Source organism: Rhizobium sp. NPDC092011 (genome assembly GCF_044756305.1).
GTDB lineage: Bacteria > Pseudomonadota > Alphaproteobacteria > Rhizobiales > Rhizobiaceae > Rhizobium.
Genome location: NZ_JBIVSO010000003.1, coordinates 41,612 through 59,435, shown reverse-complemented (window position 1 = coordinate 59,435; position 17,824 = coordinate 41,612). Strand labels below are relative to the sequence as shown.

At 59.4% G+C, this 17,824-nt stretch carries 19 protein-coding genes and 1 tRNA gene; 5 read left to right on the top strand and 15 right to left on the bottom strand.

Translation table 11 applies throughout. The features are described 5' to 3' along the window. Positions 1 to 89: 89 nt before the first annotated feature. From ACIQJ2_RS15490 to ACIQJ2_RS15480, 3 genes are all read left to right on the top strand, one after another. Positions 90 to 1,142: a type III polyketide synthase gene (locus tag ACIQJ2_RS15490; RefSeq protein ID WP_400667728.1), complete on the top strand. Its 1,053-nt coding sequence runs from the start codon at positions 90 to 92 to the stop codon at positions 1,140 to 1,142. Further along, positions 1,142 to 1,639, top strand: a complete 498-nt coding sequence (locus ACIQJ2_RS15485; protein WP_400667762.1) for an isoprenylcysteine carboxyl methyltransferase family protein — start codon at positions 1,142 to 1,144, stop codon at positions 1,637 to 1,639. Before ACIQJ2_RS15490 ends, ACIQJ2_RS15485 begins: the two co-directional genes overlap by 1 nt. Positions 1,640 to 1,769: 130 nt before the next feature. Beyond that, on the top strand, positions 1,770 to 3,017 hold the full coding sequence (locus ACIQJ2_RS15480) for an NAD(P)/FAD-dependent oxidoreductase (RefSeq protein ID WP_400667730.1): 1,248 nt from the start codon (positions 1,770 to 1,772) through the stop codon (positions 3,015 to 3,017). Between the two features lie 3 nt (positions 3,018 to 3,020). On the opposite strand, the gene ACIQJ2_RS15475 is transcribed toward ACIQJ2_RS15480, so the two are convergent. The 11 genes from ACIQJ2_RS15475 to ACIQJ2_RS15425 form a co-directional block, all read right to left on the bottom strand. Then, on the bottom strand, positions 3,021 to 3,554 hold the full coding sequence (locus ACIQJ2_RS15475; protein WP_400667732.1) for a gluconokinase: 534 nt from the start codon (positions 3,552 to 3,554) through the stop codon (positions 3,021 to 3,023). Positions 3,555 to 3,627: 73 nt separating this feature from the next. Next, on the bottom strand, positions 3,628 to 4,581 hold the full coding sequence (locus tag ACIQJ2_RS15470; protein ID WP_199148645.1) for a peptide ABC transporter ATP-binding protein: 954 nt from the start codon (positions 4,579 to 4,581) through the stop codon (positions 3,628 to 3,630). Next, the gene (locus ACIQJ2_RS15465) at positions 4,578 to 5,594 is read right to left on the bottom strand and encodes an ABC transporter ATP-binding protein (RefSeq protein ID WP_400667734.1); all 1,017 of its coding nucleotides are present in this window, start codon (positions 5,592 to 5,594) and stop codon (positions 4,578 to 4,580) included. The genes ACIQJ2_RS15470 and ACIQJ2_RS15465 overlap by 4 nt, the downstream gene beginning before the upstream one ends. Then, positions 5,594 to 6,487, bottom strand: coding sequence for an ABC transporter permease subunit (locus ACIQJ2_RS15460; protein ID WP_199148643.1), 894 nt, complete (start codon positions 6,485 to 6,487; stop codon positions 5,594 to 5,596). Before ACIQJ2_RS15460 ends, ACIQJ2_RS15465 begins: the two co-directional genes overlap by 1 nt. Positions 6,488 to 6,496: 9 nt before the next feature. Then, a complete protein-coding gene (locus ACIQJ2_RS15455; RefSeq protein WP_199094770.1) occupies positions 6,497 to 7,501 on the bottom strand; it encodes an ABC transporter permease subunit in 1,005 nt (334 codons plus the stop codon). Between the two features lie 89 nt (positions 7,502 to 7,590). Then, the gene (locus tag ACIQJ2_RS15450; RefSeq protein ID WP_199148642.1) at positions 7,591 to 9,186 is read right to left on the bottom strand and encodes an ABC transporter substrate-binding protein; all 1,596 of its coding nucleotides are present in this window, start codon (positions 9,184 to 9,186) and stop codon (positions 7,591 to 7,593) included. 340 nt (positions 9,187 to 9,526) lie between these two features. Next, entirely contained in the window at positions 9,527 to 10,015 is a 489-nt protein-coding gene (gene rirA / locus ACIQJ2_RS15445; RefSeq protein ID WP_199148641.1) for an iron-responsive transcriptional regulator RirA, read from the bottom strand. Positions 10,016 to 10,134: 119 nt separating this feature from the next. After that, on the bottom strand, positions 10,135 to 11,238 hold the full coding sequence (locus ACIQJ2_RS15440; RefSeq protein ID WP_400676018.1) for a M48 family metallopeptidase: 1,104 nt from the start codon (positions 11,236 to 11,238) through the stop codon (positions 10,135 to 10,137). Continuing rightward, positions 11,210 to 12,277, bottom strand: coding sequence for a YjgN family protein (locus tag ACIQJ2_RS15435; RefSeq protein WP_400676019.1), 1,068 nt, complete (start codon positions 12,275 to 12,277; stop codon positions 11,210 to 11,212). The genes ACIQJ2_RS15440 and ACIQJ2_RS15435 overlap by 29 nt, the downstream gene beginning before the upstream one ends. 211 nt (positions 12,278 to 12,488) lie before the next feature. Beyond that, positions 12,489 to 12,836 (bottom strand): VOC family protein, encoded by a 348-nt coding sequence (locus tag ACIQJ2_RS15430; protein WP_199148638.1) that lies wholly within the window; start codon positions 12,834 to 12,836, stop codon positions 12,489 to 12,491. A 141-nt stretch (positions 12,837 to 12,977) separates the two neighbouring features. Then, the gene (locus ACIQJ2_RS15425) at positions 12,978 to 14,474 is read right to left on the bottom strand and encodes a CoA-acylating methylmalonate-semialdehyde dehydrogenase (RefSeq protein ID WP_199148637.1); all 1,497 of its coding nucleotides are present in this window, start codon (positions 14,472 to 14,474) and stop codon (positions 12,978 to 12,980) included. A 112-nt stretch (positions 14,475 to 14,586) separates the two neighbouring features. Here ACIQJ2_RS15425 and ACIQJ2_RS15420 point away from each other — a divergent pair, with 112 nt between their 5' ends. Continuing rightward, entirely contained in the window at positions 14,587 to 15,468 is an 882-nt protein-coding gene (locus ACIQJ2_RS15420; protein WP_400676022.1) for a LysR family transcriptional regulator, read from the top strand. A 42-nt stretch (positions 15,469 to 15,510) separates the two neighbouring features. Here ACIQJ2_RS15420 and ACIQJ2_RS15415 read toward each other — a convergent pair whose 3' ends face one another. Both ACIQJ2_RS15415 and ACIQJ2_RS15410 read right to left on the bottom strand, forming a co-directional pair. Further along, complete coding sequence (locus ACIQJ2_RS15415) at positions 15,511 to 16,086, bottom strand: hypothetical protein (protein WP_199148635.1); 576 nt, start codon at positions 16,084 to 16,086, stop codon at positions 15,511 to 15,513. A 191-nt stretch (positions 16,087 to 16,277) separates the two neighbouring features. Continuing rightward, a complete protein-coding gene (locus tag ACIQJ2_RS15410; RefSeq protein WP_400676024.1) occupies positions 16,278 to 16,451 on the bottom strand; it encodes a hypothetical protein in 174 nt (57 codons plus the stop codon). Positions 16,452 to 16,641: 190 nt separating this feature from the next. Here ACIQJ2_RS15410 and ACIQJ2_RS15405 point away from each other — a divergent pair, with 190 nt between their 5' ends. Beyond that, positions 16,642 to 16,788: a hypothetical protein gene (locus ACIQJ2_RS15405; RefSeq protein ID WP_400676026.1), complete on the top strand. Its 147-nt coding sequence runs from the start codon at positions 16,642 to 16,644 to the stop codon at positions 16,786 to 16,788. Between the two features lie 52 nt (positions 16,789 to 16,840). Here the strand turns inward: ACIQJ2_RS15405 and ACIQJ2_RS15400 are convergent. Together ACIQJ2_RS15400 and ACIQJ2_RS15395 are read right to left on the bottom strand one after the other, a co-directional pair. Continuing rightward, positions 16,841 to 16,917 (bottom strand) — tRNA-His (locus tag ACIQJ2_RS15400). Positions 16,918 to 17,201: 284 nt separating this feature from the next. Beyond that, positions 17,202 to 17,648: a phasin gene (locus ACIQJ2_RS15395; RefSeq protein WP_199094763.1), complete on the bottom strand. Its 447-nt coding sequence runs from the start codon at positions 17,646 to 17,648 to the stop codon at positions 17,202 to 17,204. Between the last annotated feature and the right edge of the window lie 176 nt (positions 17,649 to 17,824).

The following is a 17,824-nucleotide window of genomic DNA, read 5'->3' as shown; positions in this document are numbered from 1 at the left end:
TCACTCTTTTGTGACTGCTCGAGTATCGAATAGACCGACGCTATCGCGTGTTTCCGTGAAGGGCCTTCGAAGGGCCACAGGAGAAACTCGTGACCGACACTGTCAAACTTCTAAGCCTCGCCGTCGCAACACCCGACAACATCATTCTCCAGACAGATGCCGCCGAGACTGCGAGCCGCCTGTTCTCGGACCGATTTCAGGACTTCAAATATCTCGCCCGCGTGTTCGAGAGCACCGGCATTCGAAAGCGCCATGTCGCGCGGCCGCTTTCGTGGTTCGAACAGCCGCACGGCTGGCAGGATCGCATGGCCGCCTATACGGAGGTCGCATCGGAGCTTTTTCGCCGCACAGCAACCTTAGCGCTGCAACGGGCCGGTATCGAAGTCGGAGAGGTCGACTGCATCGTCACGGCCTCCTCGACCGGGCTTGCAACGCCGAGCCTCGAAGCACGGTTGGCCGGCGAACTGGGCTTTCGCTGCGACATCGAGCGTGTGCCGATCTTCGGCCTCGGCTGCGCGGCGGGCGTTTCAGGCCTTGCGGTGGCGACGAAAATGGCGAGAAGCCGGCCCGGCGCGACGGTCCTTTTTATCGCGATCGAACTCTGCTCGCTTGCCTTTCGACTGGATGAACTGACCAGACCCAACATCATCGCGACAGCGCTGTTCGGCGACGGCGCGGCAGCCTGTGTATTGCGGACCGGCGAAAGCGGCATCGCGGAAATCGAATCGACCGGCGAACACCTTTTTCCCGACAGCCTCGGCATCATGGGCTGGAAGGTCGATGATACGGGCTTCGGCATCATCTTGGAGCAATCATTGCCGGTCTTTGCAGAGACGCATCTGCGAAGTGCCGTCTCAGGCATTCTCGACCGCGCCGGGCTCTCGCTGTCGGATATCGACCGCTTCATCTGCCATCCCGGCGGCGCAAAGGTGCTTTTGGCGCTGGAGAGCGCACTCGGTCTCGACGTGGGCTCGCTCGACATCGAGCGAAGGGTTATCGGCGACTACGGCAACATGTCCTCGCCCACCGTCATGTTCGTGCTGGAACGAGTGATCGCCGCAGGACTGCCGCGGCGTTCGGCACTGCTTGCCTTGGGGCCGGGCTTCTCTGCCAGCTGCATCACGTTGAAGAGGGTCGGATGATGCTTTGGCCCTCGATCGCGCTTCTGACCTTCGTTTCGTTGCAGCGTCTGGCAGAGTTGGTCCATGCCAGACGCAACACCGCCGCCCTTCTGGCCCGTGGCGGCCGGGAATGTGCGCCGGGGCATTATCCCTTCATGGTGGCGATGCATGCCGCCTGGTTGCTCGGATTGTGGCTGGTGGCGATCGGCAGACCGGTCGAGCTTGGCTGGTTCCTTCTGTTCATGCTGCTGCAAGGATTGCGTCTCTGGGTCCTGGCAACGCTGAAGGAGCGCTGGACGACGCGGATCATCATCCTGCCGGGGGCATCCTTGGTGACGACGGGACCCTACCGTTTTCTCAACCACCCAAACTATGCGATCGTTGCCGGCGAGATCGCCGTGCTGCCACTTTGCTTCGGCTTGCCGCTCTATGCGGCCATCTTCTCGCTGCTGAACGGCATCATTCTTACCGTTCGCATCCGTGCTGAAAACGCCTGCCTGAAACAGACTGCGATCTGACCGCATTTTTCGTTTGCACCGCTGAAATTTGGCAGGCATTTTCGATGCTTAGAGCGCAACCAACGCGATGGTAATCAACCTTCGCTGTGGTCGCGCCGAAAACAGATGACTATGCGGATAGCAGGATAAAATGACAAAGGACGCAATCGTTCTCGGCGCTGGCATTGTCGGCGTCTCGACGGCAATCCATCTGCAGCGACGGGGGCGACAGGTCGTTCTCGTCGACAGGACGGAGCCCGGCCGGGAAACGTCCTTCGGCAATGCCGGTCTCATCCAGCGGGAAGGCGTGGTGCCCTATGGCTTTCCGCAGCAACTCGGTCTGCTGCTGCGCTATGCCCTCAACAATCGTGTCGACGCACATTATCACCTGCGCGCCCTGCCCTCCCAGCTCGCCTTCCTTGCCCGCTACTGGTGGAATTCGAATACCAAGCGTCATCAGATGATCTCACGCGCCTATGCGCCCTTGATCGAGCATTCCATCAGCGAACATCGCGACCTCATCGAAGCCTCCCATGCCGAGGACCTCATTCGCAAGGACGGTTGGCTGGAGCTTTACCGCTCGAACGAGAAGCGCGATGCGGAATTCGCCGAGGCCGAGCGCCTCAACCGCGAGTTCGGCATCGGCTACGAGGCACTAAGCAGTGCGGAGATCACGGCGGCGGAGCCGCATCTGAGGGGCAATTTTTCAGGTGCACTGCGTTGGCGCGATCCGTGGTCGGTGCTCGACCCGCACGGACTGATATCAGCCTATCGTCGTTACTTCGAGAGCATCGGCGGCCGCGTGACGACGGGCGACGCCGTTTCGCTCGGCATGTCCGGATCGGCATGGAGAATGGTGACGGCGGAGGGGTCCATCGATGCGGAAGACGTCGTGGTGGCGCTCGGGCCCTGGGCAGACCTGGTGACGAAGCGCTTCGGCTATGCCTTCCCGCTTGGCGTCAAGCGCGGCTATCACATGCATTATGCCGCCGAGGGCAATGCCGTTCTCAACAGCTGGATGGCGGATGCCGAGAGCGGCTATCTGCTGGCGCCGATGAGCCGCGGCATCCGGCTGACGACCGGTGCAGAGTTCGCGCGGCGCGATGCGCCGAAGACGCCGGTACAGCTCGACCGCGCCGAGGCGCTTGCCCGCGCCGCCTTCCCGCTTGGGGAGCGGCTCGACCCCGAACCCTGGATGGGGGCACGGCCCTGTACGCCGGACATGATGCCGATCATCGGCAAGGCACCACGGCATAACGGCCTATGGTTCGCTTTCGGCCACGCCCATCATGGCCTCACGCTCGGGCCGGTAACCGGCCGCGTGCTTGCCGAACTCATCACCGGAGAGAAGCCGTTGATCGACATCTCGGCCTACAGCCCCAACCGGTTTGCGCCGTAAGCGTCAGTTCGAGAGAATAGCCTGGAGATTCCTGACGGAGGCATCGACGATCGCCTCGATCGTGTCGTCGATATCGACGGTTACGACACCGGGTTCGCCTGTCGGCACTTCCAGCGTCTCCAGCTGGCTTTCGAGCAACGAGGCGGGCATGAAATGTCCCTTTCGCTCGCCCATGCGCTTCGTCAGCAGCTCTTTCGAGCCATGGAGATAAATGAAATAGAGATGGCCACCGGCCGACGCCCGTAACCGCTCGCGGTAAGTGCGCTTCAGCGCCGAGCAGGAAACGGCAATGCCTTCACCCTTGGCCAGGCTTGCGGTGATCTCCTGACCGATCGTTTCGAGCCAGGGCCAGCGGTCCTCGTCAGTGAGCGGAATGCCCTTGCTCATCTTCTCAACATTGGCCGCCGGATGGAGCGCATCGCCCTCGATGAAATGGATACCAAGCCTGGCCGCGACGCCCTCGCCGATCGAGGATTTGCCGCTGCCGCTCACGCCCATCACGATGATGGCAAGGGGAGTATCCTGATTGTCCTGCATCGAGTCTGTCCGGAGTGATTGAGTTCAATCGGGCATGGCCGCTTTACCAGCCATGCCCGATTCGCAACTTGGATCAATCCAGCGGAAAGAAACAGGAAAATTTGTGTGCGTCTTCGCCCGCGAGTTCCGGCGCCGTTTGCCGGCACTTGTCCTGAGCGCGCCAGCAACGCGGATTGAAGTGACAGCCGGCCGGCGGGTTGAGCGGCGATGGCAGCTCGCCCTGCAGGCGAATGCGGTTCTTCTCGCGGTCCGGATCGGCGATCGGCGTCGCCGACAGAAGCGCTGCCGTATAGGGATGGCGCGGACGGCTAAAGACTTCTTCGGCCGTGCCGGTCTCAACCGGGCGGCCGAGATACATCACCATGACGTCGTCGGCGATGTGACGGACAACGGAAAGGCCGTGCGAGATGAAGAGATAGGCGAGCCCCATCTCCTTCTGCAGATCCATCAACAGGTTGAGCACCTGCGCCTGGATCGACAGATCGAGCGCGGAAACCGGCTCATCGAGCACCAGAACCTTCGGCCGCAGCATCAAGGCGCGCGCAATGGCGATACGCTGGCGCTGGCCACCGGAGAACATGTGCGGATAACGATCGTAATGTTCCGGACGCAGGCCGACGCGCGCCATCATTTCCTCGGCCTTGCGGCGGCGGGTGGCAGCATCGTCATCGGTGTTGATCTTCAGCGGCTCTTCCAGAATGGATCCGACCTTCTGGCGCGGATTGAGCGAGCCATACGGATTCTGGAACACGATCTGCACGGCGCTGCGCAAGCTGCGATCGCCAAGCTTAGCGGGCTTGCCATCGATCAGCAGTTCGCCAGATGTCGGGTTTTCGATCATCGTGACCAGGCGGGCAAGCGTCGACTTGCCGCAACCGGATTCGCCGACGACGGCGAGCGTGCGGCCCGATTGCAGGCTGAAGCTGACACCGTTCAGCGCCTTGACGGTCGCCTCCGGTTTGAAGCTGCCGCGCTTGATGGTGTAGAAACGGGCGAGATCGCGCCCTTCGAGAACAGCGCCGGTCATGCGGCACCTCCTGCTGCTTGCGTGGCGGCAATGCCGGGATGACCGAGCGGCTTGCCATGTTCCAGCGGATAGTTGCAAAGGGTCAGGCCGAGCTCAGCGCCCTGTCGCTTGACGCCCTTGTCGCATTCCGGCGTGGCGAAGGAACAACGCGGCGCGAAGAGACAGCCCGTCGGCCGATCGTGCTGACCGGGAACGACGCCAGCGATCGACGGCAGACGCTCGCCGACTTCGGCACGCTCGGGCAGAGCCGAGAGGAGTGCCGCCGTATAGGGGTGATGCGGATCGCGGAACAGTTCCTTGACCGGCTGCTCCTCGACCTTCTGACCGGCATACTGCACCTGCACGCGCTCAGCCGTTTCGGCGACAACACCCATATCATGGGTGATGAGCACAAGGGCCATGCCCTGCTCCCGCTGCAGGCGCACGAGCAGATCGAGGATCTGCGCCTGGATGGTCACATCGAGCGCGGTGGTCGGCTCATCGGCGATCAGGAGCTTCGGGTTGCACGCGAGCGCCATGGCGATCATGACGCGCTGGCTCATACCGCCCGACATCTGATGCGGGAAGTTCGACAGGCGATCCTCAGGTGCCGGAATGCCGACCAGCTTCAGCAGCTCGATCGAGCGCTCACGACGCGCCTTGCGGTCGAGGCCCATGTGGATGCGCAGGGTCTCGCCGAGCTGGAAGCCGACCGTGAAGCACGGATTGAGGCTCGACATAGGCTCCTGGAAGATCATCGCCATGTCCTTGCCGATGATCTTGCGGCGCTGACGGGCGGAGATGCCGCGCAGGTCCTTGCCGTCGAACATCATGCGGTCGGCGGTGATCTTCGCCGTCCAAGGCAGCAGCCCCATCATGGCAAGCATGGAGACCGATTTGCCGGAGCCGGATTCGCCGACGATCGACAGGATCTCTCCCTTGTCGCATTGCAGCGAAACGCCATCCACCGCTCGGAACAGTCCGGATGAGGTCTGGAATTCTACGGATAGGTTTTCAATATCGAGGAGTGCCATTACGACCTCTTCAGCTTCGGGTCGAAAGCATCGCGCAGGCCGTCACCCATCAGATTGATGGCGAGAACCGTGATCAGGATGCAGAGACCGGGGAAAGTAACGAGCCAAGGGTTGCTCTGGAAGAATTCACGCGAGTCCGCGAGCATGGTGCCCCATTCCGGCGTCGGCGGCTGCGCGCCCTGGCCGAGGAAGCCGAGCGCGGCAGCGTCGAGAATGGCCGACGAGAAGGCAAGCGTGCCCTGCACGATCAGCGGCCCAAGGCAGTTCGGCAGGATCGTCTTGAACATCAGCCGCAGCGGACCGGCACCGGCAACGCGCGACGCGATGACATATTCCTTGTCACGCTCGGTCATGACCGCAGCGCGCGTCAGGCGAACGAAATGCGGCTGATTGACGATGGAAATCGCGATCATGGCGTTGGTCAGGCCAGGCCCGAGGATTGCCACCAGCACCAGGGCGAGCAGCAGCGACGGGACGGCGAGGATGATATCCATGATGCGCATGATGATCGTATCGGTACGGCCGCGAACATAGCCGGCGACGAGGCCGATCAGAATGCCGGCGATTGCCGAAAGCGAAGCGACCACGAGACCGATGAACAGCGAGAAGCGCGTGCCGTAGATAAGGCGCGACAGTAGATCGCGGCCATTGGCATCCGTGCCGAGCAGGAAGCTGCTGTTACCGCCTTCTTGCCAGACCGGCGGAAGGCGCTGCATGTCGCTGCCATAAGCGACATCGGGATTATGGGGTGCCACGAAGCTGGCAAAAATCGCCAGAAACAGGACGAAAAGAAAGATCGCGAGACCGATGACGGCCCCTTTGTTGCGAGAGAAGTAGTACCAGAACTCCGCGAGAGCGGAAGGACGGTCGGATTTGACGCTTACCGTGCTCATGGACCGCTCCTAGTGACGAATGCGTGGATTGACGAAGCCGTAGAGCAAGTCGACAGCGAGGTTGACGAGCATAACGATGCCGGCGATCAAAAGCAGGCCGCCCTGCACGACGGGATAGTCACGCTTGAAGACCGCATCGATCATCCACTTGCCGATGCCTGGCCAGGAGAAGATGCTTTCGGTCAGGATGGCGCCGCCAAGCAGCACGCCGACCTGCAGACCGATGGTGGTCACGACGGGGATCATGGCGTTGCGCAGCGCATGCACGGACACGACGCGCAGCGGCGAAAGGCCCTTCGAGCGCGCCGTGCGCACATAATCTTCGCCAAGCACTTCGAGCATGGCGGAGCGCGTCTGACGGGCGATGACGGCGAGCGGGATGGTGCCGAGGACGATCGTTGGCAGGATCAGCGAATTGAACGCGGACCAGAAGGCGCCCTTCTGACCGGACAGCAGGCTGTCGATCAGCATGAAGCCGGTGATCGGCTTGAAGAAATAGATGAGACCGATGCGACCCGAGACCGGCGTCCAGTGCAGATAGCCGTTGAAGACGATAATCAACAGCAGGCCCCACCAGAAGATCGGCATCGAGTACCCGACAAGAGCCACGCCCATGACGCTCTGGTCGAACCATGTCCCTCGTTTGACGGCGGCGAAAACGCCGGCTGGAATGCCAAGACAGATCGCCAGGATCATGGCGCAGATCGACAGTTCGAGCGTCGCCGGGAAGAAGGTGAAGAAGTCGGTCAGCACATCACGCTTGGTGGTGATGGAAGTGCCGAGATCGCCGTGCAGGGCGTTCCAGATATATTTCCCGTACTGAACGACCATCGGCTGATCGTAGCCGAGATCGTGCGAGATCTGCGCGTGGCGTTCCGGCGACATGACGCGCTCGCCCGACAGCAGCATTACGGGATCGCCGGGAAGCAGGCGAATGAATGAGAAGGCAACGATCGACACGCCAAGGAATGTCGGGATCAGCACCGCAAGGCGGCTGAGAAGAAATCGCAACATGACAGTTGTCCAAATTTTTCCGGCGGTCAGACAGAGTGTCTGACCGCCGGGTCGCCCGGTCCTAGCCGGGCATTCTCACAGATTTTTCGTTATTCGGCGATATCGACGCCGTCGAAGCGGTGAACGCCAACCGGATCCTGATGGTAGCCGGAGACATTCTTCGTCATCGGGATGAACTCTTCCGAATGGTCGATGGTCATCCATGGTGCTTCGCGCTTGAAGATAACCTGGGCTTCTTCGTAGAGCTTGGTACGCTCCTTGACGTCAGCTGTCTGCTTGGCCTTCTTCACTACAGCGTCGAATTCCTTGTTGCACCACTGCGCGCGGTTGTTGCCGCCGACAGCGTCGCAACCGAGCAGCGTGTCAAGGAAGTTGTCCGGGTCGCCGTTGTCGCCGGTCCAGCCGAGGATGGCCGCACCGTCGCGGTCCTTGGCGGAGGAGAGCTTCAGGTACTGCGCCCAGTCATAGGTGACGATCTCGACCTTGACGCCGATCTTGGCCAGGTCTGCCTGCATCAGTTCGGCAGCGCGGCGCGCGTTCAGCATGTACGGACGCGAAACCGGCATCGCCCAGATCTTCATGCTGAGATCCTTGACGCCAGCCTTTTCAAGCAGCTTCTTGGCTTCTTCCGGATTGAAGGCGTCGTCCTTCACTTCCTTGTTGTAGGACCACATGGTCGGCGGGATCGGGTTCGTCGCAACCTTGGCCGAGCCCTGGAAGACGGCGTCGACGATGGCCTGCTTGTTGACGGCCATGTTGATCGCCTTGCGCACTTCGACCTTGTCGAACGGAGCAACCAGCGTGTTGTAGGCGAGGTAGGACACGTTCAGGCCGGCCTGTTCGAGAACCTTGAGGTTCTTGTCGGCCTTGAGGTCCTTGATGTCAGCTGCGTTCGGGTACGGCATGATGTTGCATTCGCCGGACTTCAGCTTCTGCGCACGAACGGATGCGTCCGGCGTGATTGCAAAGACGAGATCGTCGATCTTTTCCTTGCCCTTGAAGTAGGTGTCGTTTGCCTTGTAGCGGATGACGGCATCCGGCTGATAGGCGACGAAGGCGAACGGGCCAGTGCCGAGCGGCTGCTGGTTCATCTGCTCCATCTTCTTGTCGGCCTGCAGCTTGTCTGCATATTCCTTCGAGAGGATCGAAGCGAAGTCCATTGCCAGGTCGGCGATGAACGGGGCTTCCGGACGGTTCAGGACGAACTTGACGGTGAGGTCGTCAACCTTGTCGATCGACTTGATGAGCTTCGGGAAGCCCATGCCTTCAGCATATTCGTAAGAGCCGCCGGCAACGTACTTTGCCCACGGATTGTCCGAGTTGAGCTGACGGCCGATCGAGAAGATGACGTCATCGGCGTTGAGATCACGCGTCGGCGTGAAATAATCGCTCGACTGGAACTTCACGCCCTTGCGGAGCTTGAAGGTGTATTCCTTGCCGTCGGGGGAAACGGTCCAGCTCTCTGCGAGGCCCGGCTCGACCTCGGTGCTGCCGTGCTTGAATTCGACGAGACGGCTGTAAACGGTACGCGAGGAGGCGTCGAAAGTATTGCCTCCGGTATACAGTCCCGGATCAAAGCCTTCCGGCGAGCTTTCCGAGCAATAGACAAGTGTTTTCGACCAGGCGGACGTTGCCATGACCGAAGCCAGGGCTGTCACTGCCAGCAGGGCAGAAATCTTTTTCATGATATCGTTTCCCAGATTTGTTATTCTTTTGAAACCGTGGACACCCCAGAGGTTCCCATTCGGATCGCGCCGATGGAACTTTATTTTAAGTTTGAAAGCAACAAGCCCCGCCTAAATTTTTTCCAATTTGTCGAGTTTGGAAATTTTCGGACGAAAAAACCTCTGAATTGGTAATTTTCTGCCAGATTTTTGCGTGATTTTATCAGATTCAGGACGATTTAACGCTTTCTCCCTTCGATCCGCGGATCATCCAAAGCTCCGATACGAGGCCATAAAAACAAAAATCCGCGGCTGCCGGTGGCAACCACGGATGGAAAACACGATGCAACTCGAAGCAGAATCAGGCTGCGGGAGCAGTGACCGGCGGCTTCTTGGCGATCGCCCGGTGATCCTCGTCGGTGAGGCCAAGCAGGAAATTGATCTGCGGACGCGCCTTGACGAGATCGTCGATGGAATACTCCGTCAAAACGTCGAAGAAGGCGTTCAGCGCTTTGCGCAGCGCCGAATTGAGGCCACAGCTGTCCACCAGCGGGCATTCGACAACGCCGTCCTCGAAACATTCCGCCATGGCGAAACTATCCTCGGTCACGCGAACAACGTCAAAAAGGCTGATCGCGGTCGCAGCTCTTCCGAGGCGCACGCCGCCATTGCGGCCGCGAACGGTTTCGACAAGGCCGGCCTTGGTCAGCGGCTGCAGGATCTTGAACAGGAACAGCTCCGATACGCTGTATGCCCGGGCAATTTCCGGGATACGGCTCAGATGGCCGTCATTGGCGGCGCAATACATCAACATGCGCACTGCGTAATTTGTCTGTTTCGTCAAACGCATGCCGATCTCCTGGAATCAAGGCCGCCTAGGGGTAAAACCGTATATAGTGGCTTTCTTAGTTTTGAACAATTCCAAAATATGAAATTAATATTCAGCTTATCGCGGGCACCGCACGCTCCCTAACCGCTCGGCTGATCTCCCTTGGCTCTCAGCTCCCTGACATAGTCCAGTATCGCCTGCTTACGCTCGGGCGTGCCTGGATGGGTCGAGAGCATGCTGGTTTTGCCGTGATCGTCCAGTTTCGTCTCGAGCAGATCAAAGAAGCGCGACAGTGCCGCCGGGTCTTTGCCGGCAGTCAGCATCAGCTCCACCGAGCGGCGATCGGCCTGCGCCTCCGCTTGCCGGGAGTAGGAAAGCGCGAGAAGGCCACCGCCTTGCGTCAATATATCCTGGACGCCGGAGCCGACATCGCCGGCGATCAGAAGCACGAGACCGGCAACACCCGCTGCGGTATAGAGTTGACGGAGGCTGTGCTTGTATTCGACGTGGCCGATCTCGTGGCCCAGCACGGCGGTAATCATCTCTTTGTCGCTTCCGGCGAGCGCGACAAGCTGATCGGTGAGAACAAGATTGCCGTCCGGCAAAGCGAAGGCATTGGGACCGATAAGGCCGCCATCGCGGAAATTCAGATGATAGCGGCTCGCGCCACCCTGTGCATTCGCGGCTATCCTGGCGAAATCATCTCGGATCGCCGTCTGCTCCGCCTCGGGCAACTTGCTGGGGCCGAAGGTCACCTGATCGAGCGTCTTCAACGTTCCTGCCGACATCATTTCCGGCACCACCGGCGGCGTCACCAACACGGCTACTTCCACCAGAGCAGGCAAGGCATAGCGATAGATGACGGAGGCGAGGACGACAACCGCCAGCGCGAAACCGATCAACCGGGGACGCACGATCTCAAGACCGTGAATGAGGCCGCTGCGCCCTTCGCCTCGGCCGCGCAAATAGGTATCGATGGCGTCGTTATCGCGGGTTTCGAACAGGGATTCATTGCCAAACACGATACGGCGCGGGATGGAGCCGACGCGCGGGCTGATCTCGATATCCGAGCGGATACCCCACACGAGCCGCCTGTCCTCCTCGCCTTCCTCGATCGACACCACGATCAGCGAACCGCCGATATCAACGAGTCGTGCGGGAACCTCGCGGTTCGAATGCGGCGGGTGCCAGACACCCGTCGCAATCGTTTTGTGATCAGAAACCAAAGTCGAACCCATCGACATCCAGATATTCCGCGCTGATGGCGCTGCCGGTCGAGCGGATCTGATCGAAGACGACGCCGATCTCCCCGTCGACGTGGATCGCAGTATGCTCGGTGAGAAAACGCTGCATGCGCACCGCCGCCCAGGGACGCATCAACCCGAAGGTTACCAGAGTGACGATTACGTTCGAAATCGCAATCCAGGCATAACGTCGGCGACCGAGATCGCTTCTGAGTTGGTGGCGGCGATCGACCGTTGCGGCCGACCAAATGATGTTGCGCACCGCGGCGTGGTAATAGAGGCCGGTCAGTATATAAATCGGGAAAATGAGCACAATCATCCAATGCCACAGGCTGATGCTGCCCATTCCCGGCCCCATCGAATTGCTGCCGAAACCGATCATGACAACACTCAAAAGCCCGAGGACCACGACCGCCGCAAGCATGATCGCAATTGCCGTGATGAATGCCTCGTAAAGCGCACCCAACCTCGGTTCAGTCGCGAAAGGCCGATCGCCATAGCGAAGGTTGTCGAAGATATACTTATAGAGCCAGCGGCTGGCGATCGGAGACAGAAGCCCGACCGAAACCACCGTCACCAGGGCACCGAGGAAGATGGCCTTAAACGCACCGCCATAGGTGCCTACGAAATCGAAGCGCACATTGCGATAGCTCGTAACCCGCGCGTTGAACCTGAGGCCGCGCATCAGGAACCAAGGGAATATCACCAGCATGATGGGCCAGATCGCCAGCAATGCCAGAGGCGCCAGATGGGACAGGATATTCACGACAACGAGAAAGCCGAACACGATCAGCCGGCCGATGAGGATCTGCTTGCCCTTGGCGTGATATTCGAAACTGTGGTCCAGAAGGACCGTATTCCCATAGAAATACCGATTGCGCCTTACCTTCGCCCAGGCCGAATAAATGCCCAGGGTGACGATCGTCAGCAGGATGTTGACGATCCAGATACCAAAATATTCCGAAGCATTGCCGGTGAAGGAAGCCCGCTGGAAAAAGCGGCTTCCATCCGCCGGATAGTCTTGTTCGATCGCTGCCATATGTAGTCCTCTACCCCACAAGAGGACGAGCCTGCCCCGGGTGCGGCCTACAAGAACGAGAGCCGCCACGAGATGTGCCCCGCGGCACATCGCTCGCCTTACCGTTGCATTAGAAAGCAGGAAAAACCCTGCCCATCAATGGAAAAGATCTCAGCAATGCGAGGGACATAAGCCCAAGATCGGCAAGCGAATGCCAGACCGGCATTTGCGCTTAGGGAACCGCGATCCAAACCGCCATTTCGCAGCCGCCCGGCTCACGGAAATGAAAGCGCCGTCCGCCCGGAAAATCGAAAGCGGGACGGGTTATGACGCCACCTGCAAACTCGACTGCGCGCTGGGCTGCCTCAAGATCGGAGGTACGCACCACGGGCAAAGGCGTTCCTGCAGCCTCACCGGCATCTCCGTCAATACCGGCATCGATGCCGGCGGCCTCGATCACGTGATAGGTCGGCCCGTAGCTGACAAAACTCCAATCGAAGGCCTCCTCGAAGAAGCGCCGAGTTTTCAGGCCGTCTTTCGACGGAAATTCGAGATAGTCGATCTGGTAGGTCGCGGACATACTGGTCCTCCCGTTGTTCTCGCTTTGTTCTAGTCGAAAACGACGACTTAGACAAGATCACTCTATCGAAAACAGACGCAACAAAAAACCGCCGTCCGAAACTCATCGGACGGCGGTCGATATTGGCGGCAACGCCGATGCTTATTTCATCGTCGGCATGACGAACTCGGCGCCATCCTTGATGCCGGACGGCCAACGGGCCGTGATCGTCTTGGTGCGCGTCCAGAACTTGATCGAGTCCGTGCCGTGCTGGTTGAGGTCGCCGAAGCTGGAAGCCTTCCAGCCGCCGAAGGAGTGGTAAGCGAGCGGAACCGGGATCGGAACGTTGACGCCGATCATGCCGATATTGATGCGCGAGGCGAAATCGCGGGCTGCATCGCCGTCGCGGGTGTAGATGGCGACGCCGTTGCCGTATTCGTGCTTCATCGGCAGCTCGAGAGCGTCCTCATAGTTCTTGGCGCGAACGACCGAGAGAACCGGTCCGAAGATCTCGGTCTTGTAGATATCCATATCCGGCGTGACGTGGTCGAACAGCGTGCCGCCGACGAAATATCCGTCCTCATAGCCCTGCAACTTGAAGCCACGGCCGTCGACGACCAGCTTGGCGCCTTCCTCGACACCGCGGTCGATCAGGCCGTTGACGCGGTTATAAGCGTCCTTGGTGACGAGCGGGCCCATGTCGGCCTTGTCGTCGGTGTAGGGGCCGATGCGCAGGGATTCGATCTTCGGCACCAGCTTTTCGACGAGGCGGTTGGCCGTGTCTTCGCCGACCGGAACCGCGACGGAAACCGCCATGCAGCGCTCGCCGGCCGAGCCGTAACCGGCGCCCATCAGGGCGTTGACGGCCTGATCCATATCGGCGTCGGGCATGATGATCATGTGGTTCTTGGCGCCGCCGAAGCACTGGGCGCGCTTGCCGTTCATGGCAGCCGTGCCATAGACGTAGCGGGCGATCGGCGTTGAGCCGACGAAGGAAACGGCAGCAATATCCGGATCGGTCAGGATCGCGTCGACGGCAGCCTTGTCGCCATTGACGACATTGAGGATGCCGGCAGGCAGGCCGGCTTCGATCATGAGTTCGGCCAGGCGGATCGGCAGGGACGGATCACGCTCGGACGGCTTCAGGATGAAGGCATTGCCGCAGGCGATCGCCGGTGCAAACATCCACATCGGGATCATGCCCGGGAAGTTGAACGGCGTGATGCCTGCGCCGACGCCAACAGGCTGACGGATGGAGTACATATCGATCGAAGGGCCGGCGCCTTCGGTGAATTCACCCTTCTGCAGATGCGGGATGCCGCAGACGAATTCGCAGACTTCGAGGCCGCGGATGATATCGCCCTTGGAATCCTCAACCGTCTTGCCGTGCTCCGAGGAGAGGAGGACAGCCAGCTCATCCATGTTCTGGTTCAGAAGTTCAACGAACTTGAAGAAAACGCGGGCGCGGCGCTGCGGATTGGTGGCGGCCCATTTCGGCTGCGCGGCCTTGGCATTCTCGACGGCGGCGCGAAGTTCCTCGACGCTTGCGAGCGCGACGGTCGCCTGGACTTCGCCGGTTGCCGGATTATAGACGTTGCTGGTGCGTCCGCTCTTGCCGGCGACCTGCTTGCCGCCGATGAAATGACCGATCTCACGCATGGATGTGCCTCCTCGTTTTCTTGGATGATGACAGGATGGCACTTCAATTTGCACAAATCAATGAGCTGTTATAAGCAACCGTTGTGCAAAAATTAAAGTCCTGGATGTGCAAATGGATTGGGACGATGTCCGCATGTTTCTCGCCGTGGCGCGCACCGGGCAAATCCTCGCCGCTTCGAAGCGGCTCGGTGTGAACCACGCCACCCTCTCTCGGCGGGTGACGACGCTCGAAGAGCGGCTGAAGACGCGGTTGCTCGTGCGCCGCACCAATGGCTGCGATCTGACGGCGGAAGGCGAGATCTTCCTGCATGCGGCGGAGCGCATGGAAACCGAAATGCTGCGTGCGCAGGCAAGCGTCGGTCATCTCGACAGCGCCATTACCGGAACTGTCCGCATCGGAGCGCCCGACGGGTTCGGCGTCTCCTTCCTTGCGCCAAGGCTTGGGCGGCTGATCGCCCGCTATCCGGAACTGCGCATCCAGCTCGTGCCCGTTCCCCGCTCCTTCTCGCTCTCGCAGCGCGAGGCCGATATCGCCATCACGCTGGAGCGCCCCGAGCAGGGTCGGCTAGTCTCGTCCAAGCTGACGGACTATACGCTCGGGCTCTATGCCTCGAAGGCCTATCTGGAACGGGCAGGACTGCCCGACAGCGTCGAGGCGCTAAAGCTGCATCCGCGCATCGGCTATGTCGAAGATCTCATTTTTACCGCCTCGCTGAATTTTTCAGGCGAGATCATGCGCAGCTGGGACGCAGCCTTCGAGATATCGACAGCCATCGGCCAGACGGAAGCGGTGCGCTCCGGCGCCGGCATCGGCATTCTGCACGATTATATCGCCCGACAGTTTCCGGAACTGACCCGCATCCTGCCTGATGTCTCCATCAAGCGCGCCTACTGGACCACCTATCACGAAAGCGCCCGCGACCTGGTACGCGTCCGCACCGTCGCGGATTTCCTGCAGGAGCTAGTGAGCGAAGAGCGGCGGATGTTTTTGTAATTACGGCGAGAACCACCGACACAGACTGTGGATGTTTCTCAGCTATCGTGCCCGCACTTGGTTCAACATAGTAGATGTGCATTGTGAGAATTCGATAGCAGTTTCAAGACCTTTCACGCGTCGGTCAAGGTCATCCGTGACGCCGAGCTCTATGGGCAACTGTATATCACCCTTTCCATTATTTTGATTGAACGCGACAACCAACTTTCTGCGCTTGATGGCATCCAGTAGAATTTCCCCGCTCGGCGACATTGGAAAAACAGCATCCAATCCACCGGGCGCTTCCGCTGGAGATGCCTTAACCAAACTTGCCAAATTGGTGTTGAATGTAGAATCAACAAGAAAAACTCTCGAGGGCCGTGATGGCCGCATCTTTCCGGTGGACTTGTTAATGGACAAGACAATCAACCGAATGAATGCACCAACATGCTTCTGAGGGCCTTCGCCGGCAAACATGCCGACCGATCCGCCGACTTTCAAATATTTATGTTCTGCGGTCGTCGTGTCCTCGATAATCCCGTCAAAGGCAATTTGGCATCCCATCAGCATGCCGTTAGCCATGACCGGCTCGCTCGATACATCGAGCTTTCCTGCCGTTTTCTCCAGAAACTTATCCATGTCAGTTGCTTCAGTCGACGACGAACACATCGTCAAGGCAATACCCATTGTGCCCAACGTTCGAAACCGCATCCAATCCCCCTTGTTTGCGAAAAAGATGAGCTTTTTGCTCAAGCGTCACAAGAGGAAATAGCAAGCTTTTCGATTGCACAACCAGCATCACTCCAGCCCAGCCGAAAAGATCAGAATCATCAGGGTAAGAGTATAATCGCCTGTTTCGGCGGCTCCTCGTTCTCGTCCGGATTGGGGATGGGAATTTCGTCCGGCAGCCTATCCGGATCCGGCTCCTCGATCGGCGGCTTCGGCGTCCAGCCCGGCTCCGGTATCGGAGGCGACTCTGGGATCGGCTCGTTCGGTACGGACATGGCTCGCTCCTTTCGTCTCGTTGCGGATAGGAACAGAACGATGGACAGCCGGCACTGTTCCAAGCCAATTCCGGCATGAGGGCAAGACGGGCCGTCATTCGCCCTCGCCCACTCTCCCAAGTCGTCTGCGATGCTGGACAAAGAGCGCGCGGGGCCTAGTATTTCCAGTAGGTATCAGGGAGCCAAAGCGATGAACGACAAAAAGCAGCAGAAGCTCGACGAGAAAGAGCGCAAGGAACAGGACGACTATCTGGAGGAAGCGCTGGAAGAGACCTTTCCGGCAAGCGACCCGATTTCACCCGGACGCGTGGCAAAGAAACCGGAAGACAAGAAATAACCGCTGCCCGCCAAGGGCGCACATACGGCTTTCGATAGGCTTTGGGAAAGAATGGTACGGTTGGGGGGTCTCGAACCTCCGACCTCAGGTGCCACAAACCTGCGCTCTAACCAACTGAGCTACAACCGCACATGCTCGCGTCGCCGCGAACGGGGGTGACATACGAGGACTTTGAAATTATTTCAAGTCCTATCTCCCCGCAATATGAAAAAGCTGTGCAGATATCCAAACGACGATGCGTCGCCGGATACTGATCGAGGTGCACAGATCCCTCGCTTACAGAGTGTTTCCTGAGGCATTCCGGGCGGAAAACCGCTCCGCGCCTTTCCTGGGAATACTCCAACGAAAAGTCCCGCCCCAGGCTTTTGACCTCGGGCGGGGCATTCATGCCTTGGGAGGCTTACGGAAAGCAATTAGGCCTTGAAGGAGGACATTGCCTTTTCAGCAGCGTCCTTGGCCGGCTTTGCCAGCTTTTCAGCAACCTTCTTCGTGGTTTCCTGAATGGACTTGGCCTGCTCTACGGTAACTTCGGCCTGCTTGCGGATGAAAGCGGTCTGAAGTTCGAAAAGCTCGGCAACCGACTTGACGCGAAGCAGGGCTTCCATGTGCGCCAGCGAGCTTTCGGCATTGGTGCGCAGAACGTCGATGGCCTTGAGGCCGATCTCGACGGAACCAGCCTGTGCGGTCTGGACGGTTGCTTCAACCGTCTTGCCGGCTTCCTCGGTGGCGGTCTTCAGCTTGGCGAAGGCTTCCTTGGACTGCGTTGCGCCCTTTTCGGCGAAATCGCGGAAGGATTCGGAGAACTTGGACGGATCGAATGCAGCCGTTGAAAAAACGTCGTCTTTCTTTACAGTAGCCATGATTACGCTCCTATGCGGGTCCTCTCGGAGGCACCCTTCGTGAACCTGTGTGAGGCTTATATAATATAAAGTTTTGTGCAGTGCAACATGTTTTTGCACCGCACAACGCGTTAACCTTTCCGGCCGAAAGATGGGGCCTTCGCTGGACCCGAATGCGGGTCGCGGTTATTAATAAA

What these genes read in the sequence shown, in the direction of transcription:
- ACIQJ2_RS15485 (WP_400667762.1), top strand. Translation starts at nt 1,142, where the DNA reads ATGCTTTGGCCCTCGATCGCGCTTCTGACCTTCGTTTCGTTGCAGCGT.
- ACIQJ2_RS15480 (WP_400667730.1), top strand. Translation starts at nt 1,770, where the DNA reads ATGACAAAGGACGCAATCGTTCTCGGCGCTGGCATTGTCGGCGTCTCG.
- ACIQJ2_RS15475 (WP_400667732.1), bottom strand. Translation starts at nt 3,554, where the DNA reads ATGCAGGACAATCAGGATACTCCCCTTGCCATCATCGTGATGGGCGTG.
- ACIQJ2_RS15470 (WP_199148645.1), bottom strand. Translation starts at nt 4,581, where the DNA reads ATGACCGGCGCTGTTCTCGAAGGGCGCGATCTCGCCCGTTTCTACACC.
- ACIQJ2_RS15465 (WP_400667734.1), bottom strand. Translation starts at nt 5,594, where the DNA reads ATGGCACTCCTCGATATTGAAAACCTATCCGTAGAATTCCAGACCTCA.
- ACIQJ2_RS15460 (WP_199148643.1), bottom strand. Translation starts at nt 6,487, where the DNA reads ATGAGCACGGTAAGCGTCAAATCCGACCGTCCTTCCGCTCTCGCGGAG.
- ACIQJ2_RS15455 (WP_199094770.1), bottom strand. Translation starts at nt 7,501, where the DNA reads ATGTTGCGATTTCTTCTCAGCCGCCTTGCGGTGCTGATCCCGACATTC.
- ACIQJ2_RS15450 (WP_199148642.1), bottom strand. Translation starts at nt 9,186, where the DNA reads ATGAAAAAGATTTCTGCCCTGCTGGCAGTGACAGCCCTGGCTTCGGTC.
- rirA (WP_199148641.1), bottom strand. Translation starts at nt 10,015, where the DNA reads ATGCGTTTGACGAAACAGACAAATTACGCAGTGCGCATGTTGATGTAT.
- ACIQJ2_RS15440 (WP_400676018.1), bottom strand. Translation starts at nt 11,238, where the DNA reads ATGTCGATGGGTTCGACTTTGGTTTCTGATCACAAAACGATTGCGACG.
- ACIQJ2_RS15435 (WP_400676019.1), bottom strand. Translation starts at nt 12,277, where the DNA reads ATGGCAGCGATCGAACAAGACTATCCGGCGGATGGAAGCCGCTTTTTC.
- ACIQJ2_RS15430 (WP_199148638.1), bottom strand. Translation starts at nt 12,836, where the DNA reads ATGTCCGCGACCTACCAGATCGACTATCTCGAATTTCCGTCGAAAGAC.
- ACIQJ2_RS15425 (WP_199148637.1), bottom strand. Translation starts at nt 14,474, where the DNA reads ATGCGTGAGATCGGTCATTTCATCGGCGGCAAGCAGGTCGCCGGCAAG.
- ACIQJ2_RS15420 (WP_400676022.1), top strand. Translation starts at nt 14,587, where the DNA reads ATGGATTGGGACGATGTCCGCATGTTTCTCGCCGTGGCGCGCACCGGG.
- ACIQJ2_RS15415 (WP_199148635.1), bottom strand. Translation starts at nt 16,086, where the DNA reads ATGGATAAGTTTCTGGAGAAAACGGCAGGAAAGCTCGATGTATCGAGC.
- ACIQJ2_RS15410 (WP_400676024.1), bottom strand. Translation starts at nt 16,451, where the DNA reads ATGTCCGTACCGAACGAGCCGATCCCAGAGTCGCCTCCGATACCGGAG.
- ACIQJ2_RS15405 (WP_400676026.1), top strand. Translation starts at nt 16,642, where the DNA reads ATGAACGACAAAAAGCAGCAGAAGCTCGACGAGAAAGAGCGCAAGGAA.
- ACIQJ2_RS15395 (WP_199094763.1), bottom strand. Translation starts at nt 17,648, where the DNA reads ATGGCTACTGTAAAGAAAGACGACGTTTTTTCAACGGCTGCATTCGAT.